Raw genomic sequence first — 17499 nt, 5'->3', positions numbered from 1 at the left:
TCTGCGATCAGCCGCTTCTTACCATGGCGTCGGTTCCAGAGGGCCGACTCCAGTCGGGGTGCTTGTGCCTTCTCCATTGCGTATGAACGGCAGGTGCCAGAAGTCGTTCGGAACCATTGGATCGCCGGGTTTGACGCCTTCCGGGAAGATGAATTCGAACACCGGTGCCACGTATTGTCCTGCAGTCAAACCGTTGGCTACGGTCAGCCGGCTGGCGTTTTGGATGCAATTGTCCACGGCGGTCTGGGACAGAGACGTTTGTGGCGCACACAGGGAACGCGCAATGACCCGCAAGGTACGCGTCGGCTGGCTGAGCAGTCCGGTCGGGGCCTTGGCTGCCCGAAGCCTGGCACGTTGTGGCTGGGCACCCAGGTTTTGGGTCGTGATGCCGCCCGGGGCTCCCAGGCAGCTGGCGGCCAGGCCTGTGGAAGGGTCGCATTCACCGGTCATCTCAAAGGGGGTCACCCAGCGATTGGTCTGAACGCCCGTCGATGGATTGACATCGATCAGATAAATATCGACCGGGGTCTTGATGTCGGTGGTCGAGGCTTCAAGGAAAATCCGGTCCTGTGTTTCTTGAGCTGCACCGCCGATAGCGACCGCCGCAGGGTCAGCAGTGCCCAGACCAAATTCGCCGATAGACAGATAGCTGGGCTGAGTACCCGGCTGGGTGTAGATCCCGACATTGGCCTCGATGGTGTGCGCGGAGATGAAGTCAGGGCTGCCTGACGTCGCCGATTTGAACAGTGTGCCGGAGTAGCTGATGAAGTCGCCAACTTCGAATGGAGCCTGTTGCGTCGGGTCAGGGTCTGTCGCGGTGCGTGTCGCATCGCTGAACCGCTTCATGACGTACTGGCTGCAAAAGACCTGACCGATCGCCGGCGCCGAAAGCTCTCCGCTGGCCGGCAGTGTCACGCCAGCCTGGCTGAAGTTACGGCAATTGTTGGTGGTCGTCGCGGTAACCACTTTAGGCCGGTTTTTCTGCGGGCAGAGTGCGTCGTCCCCGGAGATGGTGCGCGGTACACACATCGGATAACCGGTGGCGGCATGAATGGTGGGGTTGGCGTCATCGACGGAGAAGCGAGGGTCGGGGCTTTGTGGGCGGCCAAAGCGTCCGTTCGGATCGTTGATCTGGATGATCGTCGGTAACGAAGGGTTGCCGCTGTCAACTTCGATGTTGCCGTTGGTGTAGTCGATTCGGGAGATGTAGCCGGCGCCAGCATTGGCTGATTGCTGCGAGACAAAAATCAGCCCGGCAATTTTTTTGTCGGCGACAAAGTTGCCCACCACATGGATCTCGAACGAAGGATAAGCCGGTGGTGTTTTGTTGAGTGCCAGTGAGCCACCGTGGACAAAGTCCGCCCAGCTCAGGGTGTTGGCCGGCATTTGCATAATCGTGTTGCAAGGGACGGTTATCGTGACGCCGTTCAGTTGGACGGTGCCCCCGTAACGACCAGGGTCAGTGGTGCCTGGGCAGTTAGCATTGGTGGGGTCCAAGGTCATGTTCTGGATAAACCCGGTGACGTCGAAGCCATGAACCGCATTCGGGTTGGCGAATACCGGATCGGGTAGCGTGGGCGTCGAGAAGGGCGATGTTGCACCCTTGACGGGTGGTTTGGCCGTCCCGTTTTTAGCCATTGCAGGGCCTGCACCTCCAAAGGCCAACGCGATGACAGCGGCACAGGCCAGCAGCCCGTGGCGACCTGACAAGGCAATGGTTCGCTTGTGGAACGGTGGTATAGCGAGCGTTTTTGCTAGTGTGGATAAGCTCATGGATCTCTCCAAAATCATGCAGAACCAGTTGCCGGCCAATCGACTCGCACGCCTGCTGATGCGCTGAATCCCGCGCAAGAAAGACAAAAAAGGCGTGAGCGTCGAGTGGGCTCGATCCAAAGAGATAAGTGGTTGAGATTCTGTACGGTCAGTACGCGATCGCCTCTCACCCTTCAGATGCATCCGATCCGCGATGTGTTGGCCGGTTAGGGACACAATCGCGAGAGACATTTCCTTGAGCCTGAGGCGTACTTAGCAGTTGTCGTGCCTGATTGGCACAAACAATGGCCAGTGCATTAAACATGCGGGCTGTGCTGTCATGGAAGGTATTGCACGCAACACTGTTAAATTGATATTCACCAATGTAGGGGGGGATATATACCCGTGTTAGGGGTTTTAATGTGGTTCGGGTTACTTAATGAGAAGTGTTGTTTATATGTACTCTGACTGGAAACGCTTTGCAAGCGGGCGTGTTGAAAATATGCAAAATTACTGTTTTTAATTCAGTATTAAATAAAAGCAATAGCTGGCGCAGTACAACCTGCATACGAATGGAAAATCTGTATTTGTTTTTTGCTCCTGCTCTTTAATAGTTCTGGTATGTACTGGGTTTTGTTAATACACGTTGTCCCTGTTGTATGAATTAGCAATTACTTTGCCAGCTTGCTGGAATAATCATTGTTCAATAATAAACAGTTCTAAATCATTTAGTTACGTGCATGTTGATTGCTGGGTGACAGATGCTTATGGGGAATTCCCCCCAGTAATGGGGGAGCTTTGCCGAAATTGAGGAAGAGATGCATTGGTCGATTTGATTTGTTGCGTGACATTTTCATTTGGCAGTTTTTATCAATAGTGCATGCAATAAAAAACATTGAATTTTTACTGATGAAATCTTTTGTTACAGCTAGAGTTGAGATAAGCATCGCCCACGGTGCGAGCACGCAGTGTTTTAATTAAGCCTGAGCCAAGAGAGTACTTTGCCAGCGCGGCTTCTTCTCGCCTCTGCCAATTTAGAGTTGGTGTGATTAATGATGCGAGCAACAAGGTCCATGGCCAAGAGTTAATCTCGTAACAGGACAACTCCGGAGTCTGGCTGCTCCGTACTGAATCGAGAATGTCATCATGGTTAAGCCCTTGAGCATCATTCGTACTATCCGCTTGGCCGGCGTGATCGCGGGCAGCCTGATTGCAGTTAGTCTCGCTTGCAAGAGTGCTGTCGCCGCTGACGTGCCAGAAGTTGTCACACCTATACCGGATGTGCCCAGCCTGCAGTCGTTGCGCGGCATGACCCCGCCCGATCCCTCTGGGACCGAAGGCGGGCGCAAGGTCGATTTGATGACCGACTACGTACTCAATCGCGGCGCCGCTATCTTGTTGGGTAAAGCGCTGTTCTGGGACATGGAAATCGGCAGCGACAGCTCCACTGCCTGCGCGTCCTGCCATTACCACGCCGGGGTTGATCACCGCACCACCAACCAGATCAACCCAGGCCAGGCGAACACCAATGCCAACGTCACGTCGATCTTCAACAAGCCCTTCGTGGCGTCCGATGTCCCGGGCGACGTGCCTACCTATACGACCAAGTCCGGGGGCAAGGGCGGTCCGAACTACCTGCTGAAGAAAGCCGATTTCCCCACCCATGTGCTGGCTGACCCGCTGAATCGCAATTCGCCGATTCTTTATTCGAGCGACGACGTCATCGGTTCCCAGGGCGTGTTCGACGCCAACTTCGTCAAACCAAATCAACCACGTTTCGACAAATGCATACAGCAACCAGACGGTGTCTTCCAGGTCGGCGGCATCAATGTCCGTCGCAGTACCGGGCGCAACGCGCCGTCGGTGATCAATGCGGCATTCAATGTGCGCAACTTCTGGGATGGCCGGGCCAACAACGTGTTCAACGGCTTCTCGCCTTTCGGCAACCGCGACCCCGACGCCGGGATTTTCGTCACCAGCGATCGCAGCGGCGTAGCGGTCAAAGTGCGGCTGGCACTCAACGATGCCTCGGCGGCCTCGCAAGCCGTGGGGCCTCCGGGCAGCCCCGTTGAAATGTCCTGCGGCGGGCGCACGTTTGCCGACATCGGCCGGCGCATGCTCGACACCCTGATGCTCAAGCAGCAGCGGATCTCATCCACCGACTCTGTGCTCGCTCCGGTATCGGGTGCGCGCAGGCCCACCTACCGCGAACTGATCAAAAATGCCTTCCAGCCACGGCTGTGGAACGCCACGCAGCAGGTTTCCCTGGGCGGCGCTCCCTACACTCAGATGGAGGCTAACTTCCCGCTGTTCTTCGGGCTGGCGATTCAGATGTATGAGTCCACGCTGATCTCGGATCAGGCGCCGCTGGATGCCTATTTGCAGGGTGATCACACGGCCATGAACGAGCAGCAGGTTCAGGGCATGAACTTGTTCCTGGGCAAAGGCAAATGCATCAGTTGCCACGGTGGCGCAGAGCTGACTAACGCTGGCAGCCGGCTGCTGTTCCATCCACGTGAGCGCATCGAACGTATGGTGATGGCTGACAACCTGACCACGCTCTACGACAACGGCTTCTATAACACCGGTGTGCGCCCGACGTCGGAAGACCTGGCGCTCGGTGGTGCGGACGCGTGGGGCAATCCATTGTCCTTTGCCCGTGAGTACAACACGCAGCTACAAGGCGGGAAGATACCTGACCCACTGGATGTCGATGTCTGCACTTTCGAAGCACCGTTGAGTGCGGCGATTCCCTGCGATGCGACGCTCAAGCCCAACGTCAATTTCCGCGACTCGGTCGATGGTGCCTTCAAGACCCCGACGCTGCGTAACATCGCGCTGACCGGGCCGTATTTCCACAACGGCAGCCGTGCGACGCTCAAGCAGGTCATCGAGTTTTACAACCGTGGCGGCGACCGGCGTGGCGAGGACGCGAGCAACACCAGCGGTTTCGAGCACCCTTCGGTTAATCAGCACAACGGCTCGAACCTCGATCCGGACATGACCAACCTGAACCTGACGCCCGATGAACAGGATGCTTTGGTCAAATTCATGGAGGTGGGTTTGACCGACCCGCGCGTCGCATGGGAACAGGCGCCGTTCGATCACCCATCGCTGGTGCTGCCGCAAGGCGCGGTCGGTGATGAAAACGCAGTGACACAGAAACCGGTCAGTCCGAAGATCACCACCCGCCAGGCGCTGGACGCCAACATCCAGCTCAAACCGATCGGTGCGGAGGGGCGCGGGCCCCAGGAAGGACCGCTGCAGCCGTTCAACAACGACATCTGACTGCCGTCGCGTTATATCGGCCCAGCCATTGGCCTCCTTACGAGGTTCGATGGCTGGCGTTGCATTCGGTAACGCATTGCTGAAAAAAACCTCGTCAAACCACTCAGTAAGTCAGGGCTTCGGCCGTTAACAATGATGGCCATGTGACCTTGGTCAGAATGTGTGTGCTTATTGCCACGCGTTGCAGGCACAATGCCATCAATTGCTATGACGGTCGGAGCTTTACCCTTGCCGCGTTCTTCCGCTGTACGTTTCAGTCATTTCCTGCCGTCACTACTGCTGTTGCTGGCGGGGCTTGCGGCTGCTTACGTCAAGGATCTGAACGTCTTCTTCACCTCGCTGTTCAACGTGCTGCCAACCTTGGTGCTGTTGCTCGGCGGTGCTTACTGCGCGGTTTATCGACGTCAGCGTGAACTGTTTCTGATGGTCACGGTGTACATTGCCTACTTCCTGCTCGACACCCAGACCGACTACTACCGCGACAACGGCAAAGTGCGCGACGACGCAGCGGTGGTCTTTCATTTATGTTGCCTGCTGCTGCCGCTACTGTTTGGCGTGTTCGGCGCGTGGCAGGAACGTACCCATCTGTTCCAGGACATGGTGGCGCGCTTTGCGGTATTGCTGGCCGTGGGCAGCGTGGCACTCGGGCTTGAGCAAAGTTACCCGCATGCGCTGTTGATCTGGCTGTCGGAGATCCGTTGGCCAGCGTTGCATGGTGCCTGGATGAGCCTGATCCAGTTGTCCTATCCGGTGTTCATTGCCTCGTTCGTGTTGCTGGCCTATCAGTACTGGCGCAACCCGCGACCGCTGCATGCGGCACAACTGGTGGGGCTGCTCGGACTGTTCTGGATGTTGCCGAAAACCTTCATCCTGCCGTTCACCCTGAACATCATGTGCAGCCAGGTGATGCTGATGATCGCCGCCGCCGTTGCGCACGAGGCCTATCAAATGGCGTTCCGTGACGAGCTCACCGGCCTGCCGGGGCGTCGCGCCTTGAACGAACGCATGCAACGGCTGGGACGCAATTACGTGTTGGCCATGAGCGACGTCGATCACTTCAAGAAATTCAACGATACCCACGGCCATGATGTCGGCGACCAGGTACTGCGACTGGTGGCCAGCAAGCTGTCGAAAATCGGCGGGGGCGGTAAGGCGTATCGCTACGGCGGTGAGGAATTCGCCCTGGTGTTTGCCGGCAAAACCCTCGAAGAGTGCATGCCGCACCTCGAAGTCATCCGCGAATCCATCGCCACTTACAACATTCACCTGCGTAACCAGGACAGCCGCCCTCAGGATGATAGTCAGGGTCGTCAGCGTCGTTCCGGTTCCCAGGCTTCGAGTGTGTCGGTCACCGTCAGTATTGGCGTGGCCGAGCGGCTTGAACAGCGCACCCCGGAGCAAGTGCTCAAATCGGCGGACGAGGCCCTTTATAGCGCCAAGGGCGCCGGGCGTAACTGCGTGGTTGCGTACGGTCAGACCCGCCGTGGCGCTGTGCGTATGGACGCCGCTACGGTTGAGTGATGATGGCGCATTCAGCGTCTGGACTGTGATTGTGAGGCGTGGTCGGCGGCAGTAGATTTGAGCAATCTGCTGACGGAGAATGACCATGCCCGAGTACAAAGCTCCCCTGCGCGACATGCGCTTTCTGATCGACCACGTCTTCGACTTTCACAGCAACTACGCTGCGCTGGGTGCTACTGACGCCAGCCCGGACATGGTCAGTGCGATCCTCGAAGAAGGTGCGAAATTCTGCGAGAACGTGCTGGCGCCTCTTAACCGTATCGGCGACGAAGAGGGCTGCCATTTCGACAATGGCGTGGTCACAACGCCGACAGGCTTCAAGCAGGCTTTCGCACAATATGTGGAGGGCGGCTGGCATGGTCTGGCGGCGGATCCAGCCTACGGAGGTCAGGGATTGCCAAGCTCTCTGGGCTTGGTCATCAGCGAGATGATCGCGTCCAGCAACACCTCCTGGGGCATGTACCCCGGCCTGACCCACGGGGCCATGTCGGCCATCCATGCCCATGGCACTGAAGAGCAAAAACAGACGTACCTGAGCAAACTCACCGCCGGCCAATGGACCGGCACCATGTGCCTGACAGAAGCCCATTGCGGCACCGACCTGGGCATCATCAAGACCCGCGCCGTGCCACAGGCTGATGGCAGTTACGCGATCTCCGGCAGCAAGATTTTCATCTCCGCCGGTGAGCACGACATGAGCGACAACATCATTCACCTGGTGCTGGCGAAATTGCCGGACGCGCCAGCCGGGACCAAGGGCATTTCGCTGTTCATCGTGCCTAAATTCCTGCCCGATGCCTCAGGTGAGGCCGGCGAGCGCAATGGTGTGACCTGCGGCTCTATCGAACACAAAATGGGCATCAAGGCGTCGGCCACCTGCGTGCTGAATTTCGACGAAGCCAAAGGCTTGCTGATCGGCGAGGCGAACAAGGGCCTGAACTGCATGTTCACCATGATGAACCACGCGCGCCTGGGCACGGGCATGCAGGGTTTGTGTCTGGGAGAAGCGAGTTTCCAGGGCGCGATCAAGTACGCCAACGACCGCTTGCAGATGCGCGCATTGACGGGCCCGAAAGCACCGGAGAAAGTTGCCGACCCGATCATCGTTCATCCGGATGTGCGGCGAATGCTGCTGACCATGAAGGCCTTCAACGAAGGCAATCGGGCGCTGACCTACTTCACGGCGCAGTTGCTGGACGCTGCACACCTGAGTGCAGATGAGGCGGCGCGCCAGGATGCCGAAGACCTCTTGGCGTTCCTGACCCCGATCTGCAAGGCTTTCATGACCGACACAGGCCTGGAAGTGACCAACCTCGGCATGCAAGTGTTCGGTGGCCACGGTTTCATTCGTGAATGGGGTATGGAGCAACTGGTGCGTGATTGCCGCATCGCGCCTATCTACGAAGGCACCAACGGCATTCAGGCGCTGGACTTGCTGGGGCGCAAAGTTCTCGGCAGCCAAGGCAAACTCCTGAAGGGATTCACAAAAATCGTCCACAAGTTTTGCGCGACGAACGCCGAGCATCCGCAGTTGGCAAGCTATGTGGCACAACTCAATGGCCTGAACCAGCAATGGGGCGAGTTGACCACCAGGATCGGCGTGGCTGCGATGAAAAACCCTGATGAAGTGGGTGCCGCCTCTGTGGATTACCTGATGTACAGCGGCTACATCATCCTTGGCTATTTGTGGTTGCGCATGGCGTTGGTGGCCCAGGCACAGCTGGAGGCCGGCAACGGCGATGCGGATTTCTGCACGGCCAAACTGGCGACGAGCGAGTTTTACTTCAAGCGTTTGTTGCCACGCACTGCCGCTCATCGGGCAGCCATCGAGGCGGGTAGTGATTGCCTGATGCGCCTGCCGGCGGAGTTGTTTTCACTTTAATCTTTTAAATCCGATACAAAGGAGCCCGCCTGACCGCGGGCTTTTTTTGTGACTGAATGGTCGGTGACTAAAAATTACAAAACGGTCACCGGCTGACCCTATGTGTCGCAAAAGTTGTTGGGTTACACTCGGGCCCAACGAAAGCACCACTCCTACGAATCACCTGTATAGATCTTGCGAGGTTTGCCATGGCTGACTACAAAGCGCCCCTGCGCGATATGCGCTTCGTCCTCAATGAAGTTTTCGAGGTCGCCAAACTTTGGGCCGAACTGCCAGCGTTGGCCGAGACCGTCGATGCGGAAACCGTCGAAGCCATTCTCGAAGAAGCCGGCAAGGTCACCAGCAAGAGCATCGCGCCCCTGAGCCGTGCGGCTGACGAAGAAGGTTGCCACTGGGCGGACGGTGCCGTCACCACGCCGGCAGGTTTTCCACAGGCTTATCAGACCTACGCTGAAGGCGGTTGGGTCGGTGTCGGTGGTGATCCGACCTACGGCGGAATGGGCATGCCCAAGGCTGTTTCGGCCCAGGTCGAAGAAATGGTCAACTCCGCCAGCCTGGCGTTCGGCCTGTACCCGATGCTGACCGCCGGTGCCTGCCTGTCGATCAACAACCACGCCAGCGAAGAACTGAAGGCCGCGTACCTGCCGAACATGTATGCCGGTATCTGGGCCGGTTCCATGTGTTTGACCGAGTCGCACGCCGGCACCGACCTGGGGATCATCCGCACCAAGGCCGAACCTCAGGCCGACGGTTCCTACAAGGTCAGTGGCACCAAGATTTTCATCACCGGCGGCGAACACGACCTGACCGAGAACATCATTCACCTGGTGCTGGCCAAACTGCCGGACGCTCCGGCCGGGCCGAAGGGCATTTCGCTGTTCCTGGTGCCGAAGTTCATGGTCAACGCCGATGGCAGCCTGGGCGCACGCAACCCGGCGAACTGCGGTTCGATCGAGCACAAAATGGGCATCCAGGCGTCCGCGACCTGCGTGATGAACTTCGACGAAGCCGTGGGTTACCTGGTCGGCGAGCCGAACAAAGGCCTTGCGGCTATGTTCACCATGATGAACTACGAACGTCTGGGGGTTGGCATTCAGGGCCTCGCTACCGGTGAGCGCTCTTACCAGAACGCTGTCGAATATGCCCGTGACCGTCTGCAAAGCCGCTCGCCAACCGGTGCTCAGAACAAGGATAAAGTGGCTGACCCGATCATCGTCCACCCGGACGTGCGTCGCATGTTGCTTACCATGAAAGCCTCGAACGAAGGCGGTCGTGCTTTCTCGACGTATGTGGCCATGCAACTGGACACCGCCAAGTTCAGCGAAGACGCCACCACCCGCAAGCGCGCGGAAGACCTGGTAGCGTTGCTGACTCCGGTGGCCAAAGCGTTTCTTACCGACCTTGGTCTGGAAACCACGGTTCACGGCCAGCAGATTTTCGGCGGTCACGGTTACATCCGCGAGTGGGGCCAGGAACAGTTGGTGCGTGATGTGCGCATCACCCAAATCTACGAAGGCACCAACGGCATTCAGGCGCTGGACCTCGTCGGGCGTAAAATTGTCGGCAGCGGCGGGGCGTTCTACAACCTGTTCGCTGACGAGATTCGCCACTTCACCGCCACCGCCAGCGCTGATCTGGCGGAGTTCACCAAACCGCTGAACGATGCCGTGACCACCCTCGACGAGCTGACCGCCTGGGTACTGGACCGCGCTAAAAACAACCCGAATGAAATCGGCGCGGCGTCAGTCGAGTATCTGCAAGCATTCGGTTACACGGCTTACGCCTACATGTGGGCGCTGATGGCCAAGGCTGCCTTCGGCAAAGAAGCGCAGGACGATTTCTACGCCAGTAAATTGGGTACGGCGCGATTCTATTTCGCCCGTCTGCTGCCGCGGATTCACTCGCTGAGTGCGTCGGTGAAGGCCGGCAGCGAGCCGCTGTTTCTGCTGGATGCCGCGCAGTTCTGAAGATGTAACGTCATGTAAGCATTCTCTTACATGACGTGCTGCTGTTCTCCCATAGGTTTAAATTGGATCCACAGTTAATCTACTTCACATGGACGTAGCGCAGGAAGCGCAAAGCAACAACACGGACACGTAGGATTCTGCCAGGACGGCGGAGTGAAATGGATGTCAGGGAAACAGTCTGCAAAGCCCCGCTTCGGCGGGGTTTTCTTTTGCCTCGAGAAAAGTTTCACATCGTCGGCGGACTGTTCAAGCGTTCATCCGGCCGGTTCATCACTTCCTCCAGCAATGTCCGCAACAACGCCAGCGAGGCCTGTTGCCGTTGCACATCCCGACACACCAACCCGACTTTCAGTGGCACGCGCGGCTCACTCAAGGGTTTCCACAGTAGTTCCTGATTGCCGTATTCCTTTTGCGAGCGTCCAGGCAATACGGTCGCCAGCCGGGTGTGAGGCAGGCTGTCGAGAATCCCCACCATGTTATTCAATTCTGCCTGTACTTGCGGACGACGTCCGAGGCTGGCTAATTGCGCTTGCCAGATTTGCCGGATCTGAAACTCTTCACCCAGCAGCAACATCGGCAATTCCGCGGCCTGACTCATGGACACTTTCTTGAATTCCCGCAATGGATGATCCGCAGGGATTACCAGGGTCAGTTCATCTTCGTACAGCATCACACCATGCAAACCCGGCTGGCGCGGCGGCAGGTAGCTGATACCAATGTCGAGCGAGCCGTTGAGCAAGCGCTTTTCGATTTCCAATCCGGTCAGTTCGTAAATCTGCACCACCAGATGCGGCTGGGCCTTGCGTACGCGCTCGAGCATTTGTGGCACGAGACTGGTGTGGACGGTTTGCAAGACACCAATGGCCAGCGTGCGCAACGCTTGGCCCTTGAAGTTACCCAGCGCTTCCCGCGCTCGTTGCAAACCGTCGAGAAGAGGCAGGGCATGGTTGTACAGCGTGTGGGCGGCGAGGGTAGGCAGCAGGCGTTTGCTGCTGCGCTCGAACAGGCTCACTTCGAGGTTTTGTTCGAGGTGGCGAATCTGCTGCGACAGGGCAGGCTGGGAGATGGACAGGCGCTCGGCCGCACGCCCCACGTGACCTTCTTCGTAGACCGCGACGAAATAACGCAGTTGCTTGAAATCCATAAGAAATACTTATCGAAAATGCTTAAAAATCGAAATGGCTGGACGCCTCGTCTGAGCCTAGTCTAACCGCATCCACAAGGCTTACAGGGCCACAGAGCGCGATGAATACCGATTGTTTCGATGGTGTTTGCATAGGTAAGACAAAAAATCTCAAACGAGGGTTGAAGGCATGAATCTGTTCAACCTTCGTCGCCCGTCCCCAAGTCTGGATGACCTGGTGGCGGACGACTCCTTTCAGTCCCGGGGGGATACCTTTTCCAGCGAGTGTCTGATGCCCAGTGTCGAGCGGCCGAAACAGGTTTTTGTCCGTGGTCAGGGTTCCTGGTTGTGGGACAACGATGACCGTGCCTATCTGGATTTTTCACAGGGTGGCGGCGCCAACAGCCTCGGGCACAGCCCCAAGGCACTGGTTAACGCCATCACGGCACAGGCTCAATCGCTGATTAACCCCGGTTTTGGTCTGCATAATCGCGGCATGCTCAACCTCGCCGAGCGATTGTGTGCTGGCACCGGCAGTGACCAGGCGTATCTGCTCAACAGCGGCAGTGAAGCGTGTGAAGCGGCAATCAAGCTGGCACGCAAATGGGGCCAGCAACATCGGGGTGGCGCATCACGGATCATCGTCGCCAACAACGCCTGTCACGGTCGTAGTCTGGGGACGATTTCAGCGTCGGATAGTTCGACACTGGTCAACCGGTTCGAACCGCAATTGTCAGGCTTCAGCCACGTTCCGTTCAATGATCTGCCGGCGCTGCACGCGGCCGTGGATGAGCGAACCGTGGCGATCATGCTCGAACCGATCCAGAGCGAAGCCGGGGTGATTCCCGCCACCGCGCACTACCTCAAAGGCGTCGAACGGCTGTGCCGTGAACTCGGCATTCTGCTGATTCTCGACGAAGTGCAAACCGGCATTGGTCGTTGTGGCACCTTGCTCGCCGAACAGTCCTTCGGTGTCCGCGCCGATATCGTCGTGCTCGGCAAAGGACTGGGCGGTGGTGTTCCCGTAGCGGCATTGCTGGCGCGGGGCAGGGCCTGCTGTTTCGAAACCGGCGAAATGACCGGCACCCATCATGGCAATGCGTTGATGACAGCGGCGGGGCTGGTCGTAATTGACAGTGTGCAAGACAAAGGATTTCTTAAGCACGTCGAGGAAAGCGCCCAGCACCTGCGCGAAGGTTTACAGCGGTTGTCCCATCGCTACGGCCATGGTCAGTTACGCGGTCAAGGACTGCTCTGGGGACTGACCCTGTCCGACGATTCGGCCGATGCCGTAGTCAAAGCAGCGTTGTACGAAGGATTGCTGCTCAATGCTCCGCAACCCGACTGCCTGCGCTTCACCCCGGCACTCACTGTCAGCAAAGCCAACATCGACGAAATGCTCCTGCGCCTGGCCCGCGCCTTCTCCCGCGTGCGCACCGCGCAACTGCAGTGCCGCAAAGGGATTGCCGTCTGATCAGACACGCCCTACAGAAATTCCCGAACCGTCTCGCGGTATAACGCACGCCCCACGCCTGTATTTTTTGGCGTGGGGCGTTTTTTTGTGGCTGCGAAACTTGTCGCGACGCCTGGTGCACAGGATTATTGAAGTGAACCCTGACCAACGGCACAGGTCGATTAGCTGTAGGGCTCGCATGAGCCGATTTCGATCAGGAGTTGCCCCATGGATTTCATTCGCATCATCATCGCCATTCTGCTGCCGCCATTGGGTGTGTTTCTACAGGTGGGGTTTGGCGGGGCGTTCTGGCTGAATATTCTGCTGACGTTGTGCGGTTACATCCCTGGGATCGTGCATGCGGTTTATATCATCGCCAAGCGTTGAGTACGGGGCCTGATGTCAGGCGCTTTCGTGGGCAAGCCTCGCGCCTACAGATACAAATGATATCCCTGTAGGAGCGGGGCTTGCCCGCGAAGGGAACTCCACAATTTCAACCGGCGATCTCCATAACCCGCCGATAAAACAACCACTCCTGCTCCAGCGCGTGAGCCTGATTTACCGCCTTGCGGAATCCATGGCGCTCATCAGCGTAGTAATGGGCTTCTACCAGAATACCGTTGCTCTGAAGTGCCGAGACCATATCGCGGGTCTGTTGCGGCACGACCACCGCGTCCAGTTCCCCTTGAAAAAAAATCACCGGCACGCTGATGTTGCTCGCATGCAGTAACGGCGTTCGAGCGGCGTAGCGCTCGGCATCCTGCGCAGGATCGCCGATCAGCCAATCCAGATAGTCGCCTTCGAATTTGTGCGTCGCACGACCTAGCGCAACAGGATCGCTGACGCCATAAAGACTGGCACCAGCCCGAAATACCTTGTGGAACGCCAGCGCGCAAAGCGTGGTGTAACCGCCCGCGCTGCCGCCGCGAATAAATGCCTTGTCACCATTGATCAATCCGCGTTCGGCGAGATGGCTGACCACCGCGCAAGCGTCTTCGACATCGACATCACCCCAGCTCAAATGCAGCGCCTGGCGATAGGCCCGACCGTAGCCGCTGCTCCCGCGATAATTGAGGTCGGCGACGGCGAAGCCGCGTTGCGTCCAGTACTGGATGCGCGGGTCCAGCATCGGATAGCACGCCGATGTCGGGCCGCCGTGGATGAATACCACCAGCGGCGGTTTTGCATCCGAGGTCATCGCCGGGTAGAAAAAGCCGTGGGCTTCGCCGGAGCCGCTCGGGTAGCGCAGGGTTTGTGGAACGCTGATCTGTTGGGTAGGCAGCGGTGTAATACCGCCGGCCAGTTTTTTCACTTCGCGAGTGTGACGGTCGATGGCTATCACGGCTGACGAACTGATCGGCGATGCCGCAATGCAGTAAATGAAATGCTCATCCAGGGCGAGATGACGGAAACGGCTGTAGTCGCCGGTGAAATCTTCGCACGTGGCGCCGCAAAGACCCAATCGGCCAAAACCGCCCTCGCTCCAACTGGCCAGATAGCGGGTTTCGCCCAGCGGCAACCAGGTGCAGCCGCCAAGTTGCCAAGGCGCCGGACCATGGTCGGCGGCGGCACTTGGTAATGAGCTGAGACCGTTTGCGGACTCCATCCAAGGCTGCCAGAAACCGCCGCGATCCGTCAGACAAAACAACCTGCCGCTGTCATCGAATCGAGGTTGTTGCAGTGACTCTTGGGCGTTATCGCCGGCCACGCAACGGGGCGGGGCAAAACCTCCATCGTCTAGGCGTTCGGCAACCATCAAGCGAGTCGCGGTCCACGGCTGATCCGGGCGGCTCCACTCGATCCAGGCCAGGCGCCGAGCGTCAGGACTCAATGTCGGTGCAGCGTAAAAGTCAGCACCTTCGGCCAGCAAATGATGCGAGCCGTCGGCCAGATCAATCGCTACCAATCGATGCCGGTCACGATGTTCTTCAACTGCCAGCACCTGACCATCGGCAAACTGCAAGTCGCCGTAACGGCACACACCCGACGTCAGGACTGCAGGCTCGCCGTGCAGTGATTGACGATAAAGCTGCTGGTCAGCCTCGTTGACGAAAACCACTCCGTCGTCGGTCAGACAAAACGCACCACCGCCATATTCGTACACCCGACTGCGCACGCTGAAGCCTGATGGCGTCAGACATTTCGCCACGCCGTCGCGCCAATGCCAGATCCGGCAGGCGGCATCTTCCGGTCGGTATTCGTTCCAGAACAAACCATGGACGCCCAGCTGCAACTCGGCAAAGTCGATGCCGGCCGCGACGGCGTTGGCGGCGCTGAACGGTTCAGCTTTTGGCGATGAGGCGTGAGTTTCGTTCATTGCGAAAGGCCAGTTGTTCGATGGTCTGAGTCGCGTGCTCGGCTTCTTCGCGAGCCTTGAGAATCACGCCGTGATGCTGCGACTTGCTGCACACCGGGTCGGCGTTGCTCGCGTCACCCGTGAGCATGAATGCCTGGCAGCGACAGCCGCCAAAGTCTTTTTCTTTCTCGTCGCAGGAGCGGCACGGCTCGGGCATCCAGTCGTGGCCGCGAAAGCGGTTGAAGCCGAAGGAGTCGTACCAGATGTGCTGCATGCTGTGGTCGCGCACATTGGGAAACTGCACTGGCATTTGTCGGGCGCCATGACATGGCAGCGCGGTACCATCTGGCGTAACTGTCAGAAAAATACTGCCCCAACCATTCATGCAGGCTTTCGGGCGTTCTTCGTAATAGTCCGGCGTGACGAAAATCAGTTTGCACGGATGCCCTTCGGCTTCCAGTTTGGCGCGGTACTCATTGGTAATGCGTTCGGCGCGCACCAGTTGTTCCCGAGTCGGCAGCAAACCAACCCGATTGAGCTGCGCCCAGCCGTAGAACTGGCAAGTGGCGAGTTCGACGAAGTCCGCCTCAAGGGCGATGCACAGCTCGATGATGCGGTCGATCTTATCGATGTTGTGCCGATGGGTTACGAAGTTGAGCACCATCGGATAGCCGTGCGCCTTCACCGCGCGGGCCATTTCCAGCTTCTGCGCAAAGGCCTTCTTCGAGCCAGCCAACAGGTTGTTCACTTGCTCGTCGCTGGCCTGGAAACTGATCTGAATGTGATCGAGACCGGCCTTCTTGAAGTCGCTGATTTTTTGCTCGGTCAGGCCGATGCCGGAGGTGATCAGGTTGGTGTAGAAACCCAGCTTGCGCGCCTCGGCAATCAATTCTGCGAGGTCCTGACGCACCAAGGGTTCACCGCCGGAAAAACCCAACTGCGCTGCGCCCATCTCTCGTGCTTCGCGAAACACTTTAAGCCACTGCTCGGTGCTCAATTCCTTGCCTTGCTCGGCGAAGTCCAGTGGGTTGGAGCAGTACGGGCATTGCAGCGGGCAGCGATAGGTCAGTTCGGCCAGCAGCCACAGCGGCAGGCCGATTTCCGGTTTGGGCGGTAACTTGTCTGACGCGCTGTCAGGCAAGTTCGATCCAGTGCTGAGCACGGGCGACCTCCATGAATTGCTCGATATCATCACCGAGCTCGGGCACGCCGGGGAACTGTTGGTCGAGTTCGACAATGATCGCGGCGACGTCGCGTTCGCCATCAATCAACCCGCCAATCAGCGCGGCGCTTTCATTGAGTTTAATCATGCCTTCCGGGTACAGCAGCACATGGCCTTTTTGCGCGGGTTCGTACTGGAAACGGTAGCCGGGACGCCAGGTCGGGGTCTTGCTGCGATCGAAGCTCATAAGGTGATTCCTTTATGCCAGACCCGTTGTTCGGTCACGCTGTGATACGGCGGGCGGTTCAGCTCGTAAGCCATGCTCATGGCATCGAGCATGCTCCAAAGAATGTCCAGTTTGAACTGGAGAATTTCCAGCATGCGCTCTTGGCCCTCGCGGGTGGTGTAGTGCTGCAAGGTGATCGCCAGACCATGCTCGACATCGCGGCGCGCCTGACCCAGGCGCGTGCGGAAATACTCGTAGCCGGCCGGGTCGATCCACGGGTAATGCTGTGGCCAACTGTCCAGGCGCGACTGGTGGATCTGCGGCGCGAACAGCTCGGTCAGAGAGCTGCTGGCGGCTTCCTGCCAACTGGCGCGGCGGGCGAAATTGACGTAAGCGTCCACGGCGAAACGAACGCCGGGCAGCACCAGTTCCTGGGAACGCAGTTGATCCGGATCGAGGCCGACCGCCTGACCGAGGCGCAGCCAGGCTTCGATGCCGCCGTCTTCACCGGGAGCGCCGTCATGGTCGAGCAGGCGCTGAATCCACTCGCGACGGATCTCGCGGTCCGGGCAATTGGCGAGGATCGCGGCGTCTTTCAGGGGGATGTTCACCTGATAGTAGAAGCGGTTGGCGACCCAGCCCTGGATCTGCTCGCGGGTCGCCCGGCCTTCATACATCGCCACGTGGTAGGGGTGGTAGATGTGGTAATAGGCGCCCTTGGCGCGCAGGGCGGCTTCAAATTCGTCGGGGGACATTGGGGTGTCAGTCATTGCGGTTCTCCGGAGTACAACCGGTGGATTCTTTGGTGCCTGGTTGGACGCTTCGCGGG

The 17499-nt window shown here is 58.3% G+C and carries 12 protein-coding genes; 6 read left to right on the top strand and 6 right to left on the bottom strand.

The genetic code is table 11. The features are described 5' to 3' along the window. Window positions 1-18 precede the first annotated feature (18 nt). Window positions 19-1638, bottom strand: a complete 1620-nt coding sequence (locus tag KUF73_RS22845) for a hypothetical protein (RefSeq protein ID WP_256345673.1) — start codon at window positions 1636-1638, stop codon at window positions 19-21. 1260 nt (window positions 1639-2898) lie between these two features. Between KUF73_RS22845 and KUF73_RS22840 the strand changes: the two genes are divergently transcribed. The 4 genes from KUF73_RS22840 (at window position 2899) to KUF73_RS22825 (ending at window position 10410) form a co-directional block, all read left to right on the top strand. Next, window positions 2899-5040 carry a cytochrome-c peroxidase gene (locus KUF73_RS22840; protein ID WP_218440278.1) on the top strand — a complete coding sequence of 714 codons (2142 nt, stop codon included), beginning with the start codon at window positions 2899-2901 and terminating at the stop codon, window positions 5038-5040. Window positions 5041-5268: 228 nt separating this feature from the next. Continuing rightward, entirely contained in the window at window positions 5269-6561 is a 1293-nt protein-coding gene (locus KUF73_RS22835; protein WP_218440277.1) for a GGDEF domain-containing protein, read from the top strand. Between the two features lie 85 nt (window positions 6562-6646). Then, window positions 6647-8443: an acyl-CoA dehydrogenase C-terminal domain-containing protein gene (locus KUF73_RS22830; RefSeq protein ID WP_218440276.1), complete on the top strand. Its 1797-nt coding sequence runs from the start codon at window positions 6647-6649 to the stop codon at window positions 8441-8443. 188 nt (window positions 8444-8631) lie between these two features. Then, window positions 8632-10410: an acyl-CoA dehydrogenase C-terminal domain-containing protein gene (locus KUF73_RS22825; protein ID WP_218440275.1), complete on the top strand. Its 1779-nt coding sequence runs from the start codon at window positions 8632-8634 to the stop codon at window positions 10408-10410. A gap of 226 nt (window positions 10411-10636) precedes the next feature. On the opposite strand, the gene KUF73_RS22820 is transcribed toward KUF73_RS22825, so the two are convergent. After that, window positions 10637-11554: a LysR family transcriptional regulator gene (locus KUF73_RS22820; protein ID WP_218440274.1), complete on the bottom strand. Its 918-nt coding sequence runs from the start codon at window positions 11552-11554 to the stop codon at window positions 10637-10639. Window positions 11555-11723: 169 nt separating this feature from the next. On the opposite strand from KUF73_RS22820, the gene KUF73_RS22815 reads away from it, so the two are divergent. Both KUF73_RS22815 and KUF73_RS22810 read left to right on the top strand, forming a co-directional pair. Continuing rightward, window positions 11724-13007, top strand: coding sequence for an aspartate aminotransferase family protein (locus KUF73_RS22815; protein WP_218440273.1), 1284 nt, complete (start codon window positions 11724-11726; stop codon window positions 13005-13007). A 207-nt stretch (window positions 13008-13214) separates the two neighbouring features. Next, window positions 13215-13373 (top strand): YqaE/Pmp3 family membrane protein, encoded by a 159-nt coding sequence (locus KUF73_RS22810; protein ID WP_003228885.1) that lies wholly within the window; start codon window positions 13215-13217, stop codon window positions 13371-13373. A 106-nt stretch (window positions 13374-13479) separates the two neighbouring features. Here KUF73_RS22810 and KUF73_RS22805 read toward each other — a convergent pair whose 3' ends face one another. From KUF73_RS22805 to pqqC, 4 genes are read right to left on the bottom strand one after another with little or no spacing between them, the layout of a single operon-like run. Next, complete coding sequence (locus KUF73_RS22805) at window positions 13480-15303, bottom strand: S9 family peptidase (protein ID WP_218440272.1); 1824 nt, start codon at window positions 15301-15303, stop codon at window positions 13480-13482. Then, window positions 15269-16444 (bottom strand): pyrroloquinoline quinone biosynthesis protein PqqE, encoded by a 1176-nt coding sequence (gene pqqE / locus KUF73_RS22800; protein WP_256345672.1) that lies wholly within the window; start codon window positions 16442-16444, stop codon window positions 15269-15271. The genes KUF73_RS22805 and pqqE overlap by 35 nt, the downstream gene beginning before the upstream one ends. Further along, entirely contained in the window at window positions 16416-16691 is a 276-nt protein-coding gene (gene pqqD / locus KUF73_RS22795; RefSeq protein ID WP_218440271.1) for a pyrroloquinoline quinone biosynthesis peptide chaperone PqqD, read from the bottom strand. Before pqqD ends, pqqE begins: the two co-directional genes overlap by 29 nt. Next, window positions 16688-17440, bottom strand: a complete 753-nt coding sequence (pqqC, locus tag KUF73_RS22790) for a pyrroloquinoline-quinone synthase PqqC (RefSeq protein ID WP_218440270.1) — start codon at window positions 17438-17440, stop codon at window positions 16688-16690. Before pqqC ends, pqqD begins: the two co-directional genes overlap by 4 nt. Between the last annotated feature and the right edge of the window lie 59 nt (window positions 17441-17499).

Source organism: Pseudomonas sp. PD9R, assembly GCF_019200975.1.
Taxonomy (GTDB): domain Bacteria; phylum Pseudomonadota; class Gammaproteobacteria; order Pseudomonadales; family Pseudomonadaceae; genus Aquipseudomonas.
Note: the sequence above shows the minus strand (reverse complement) of the source record. Positions and strands in the feature narration are given on the sequence as shown.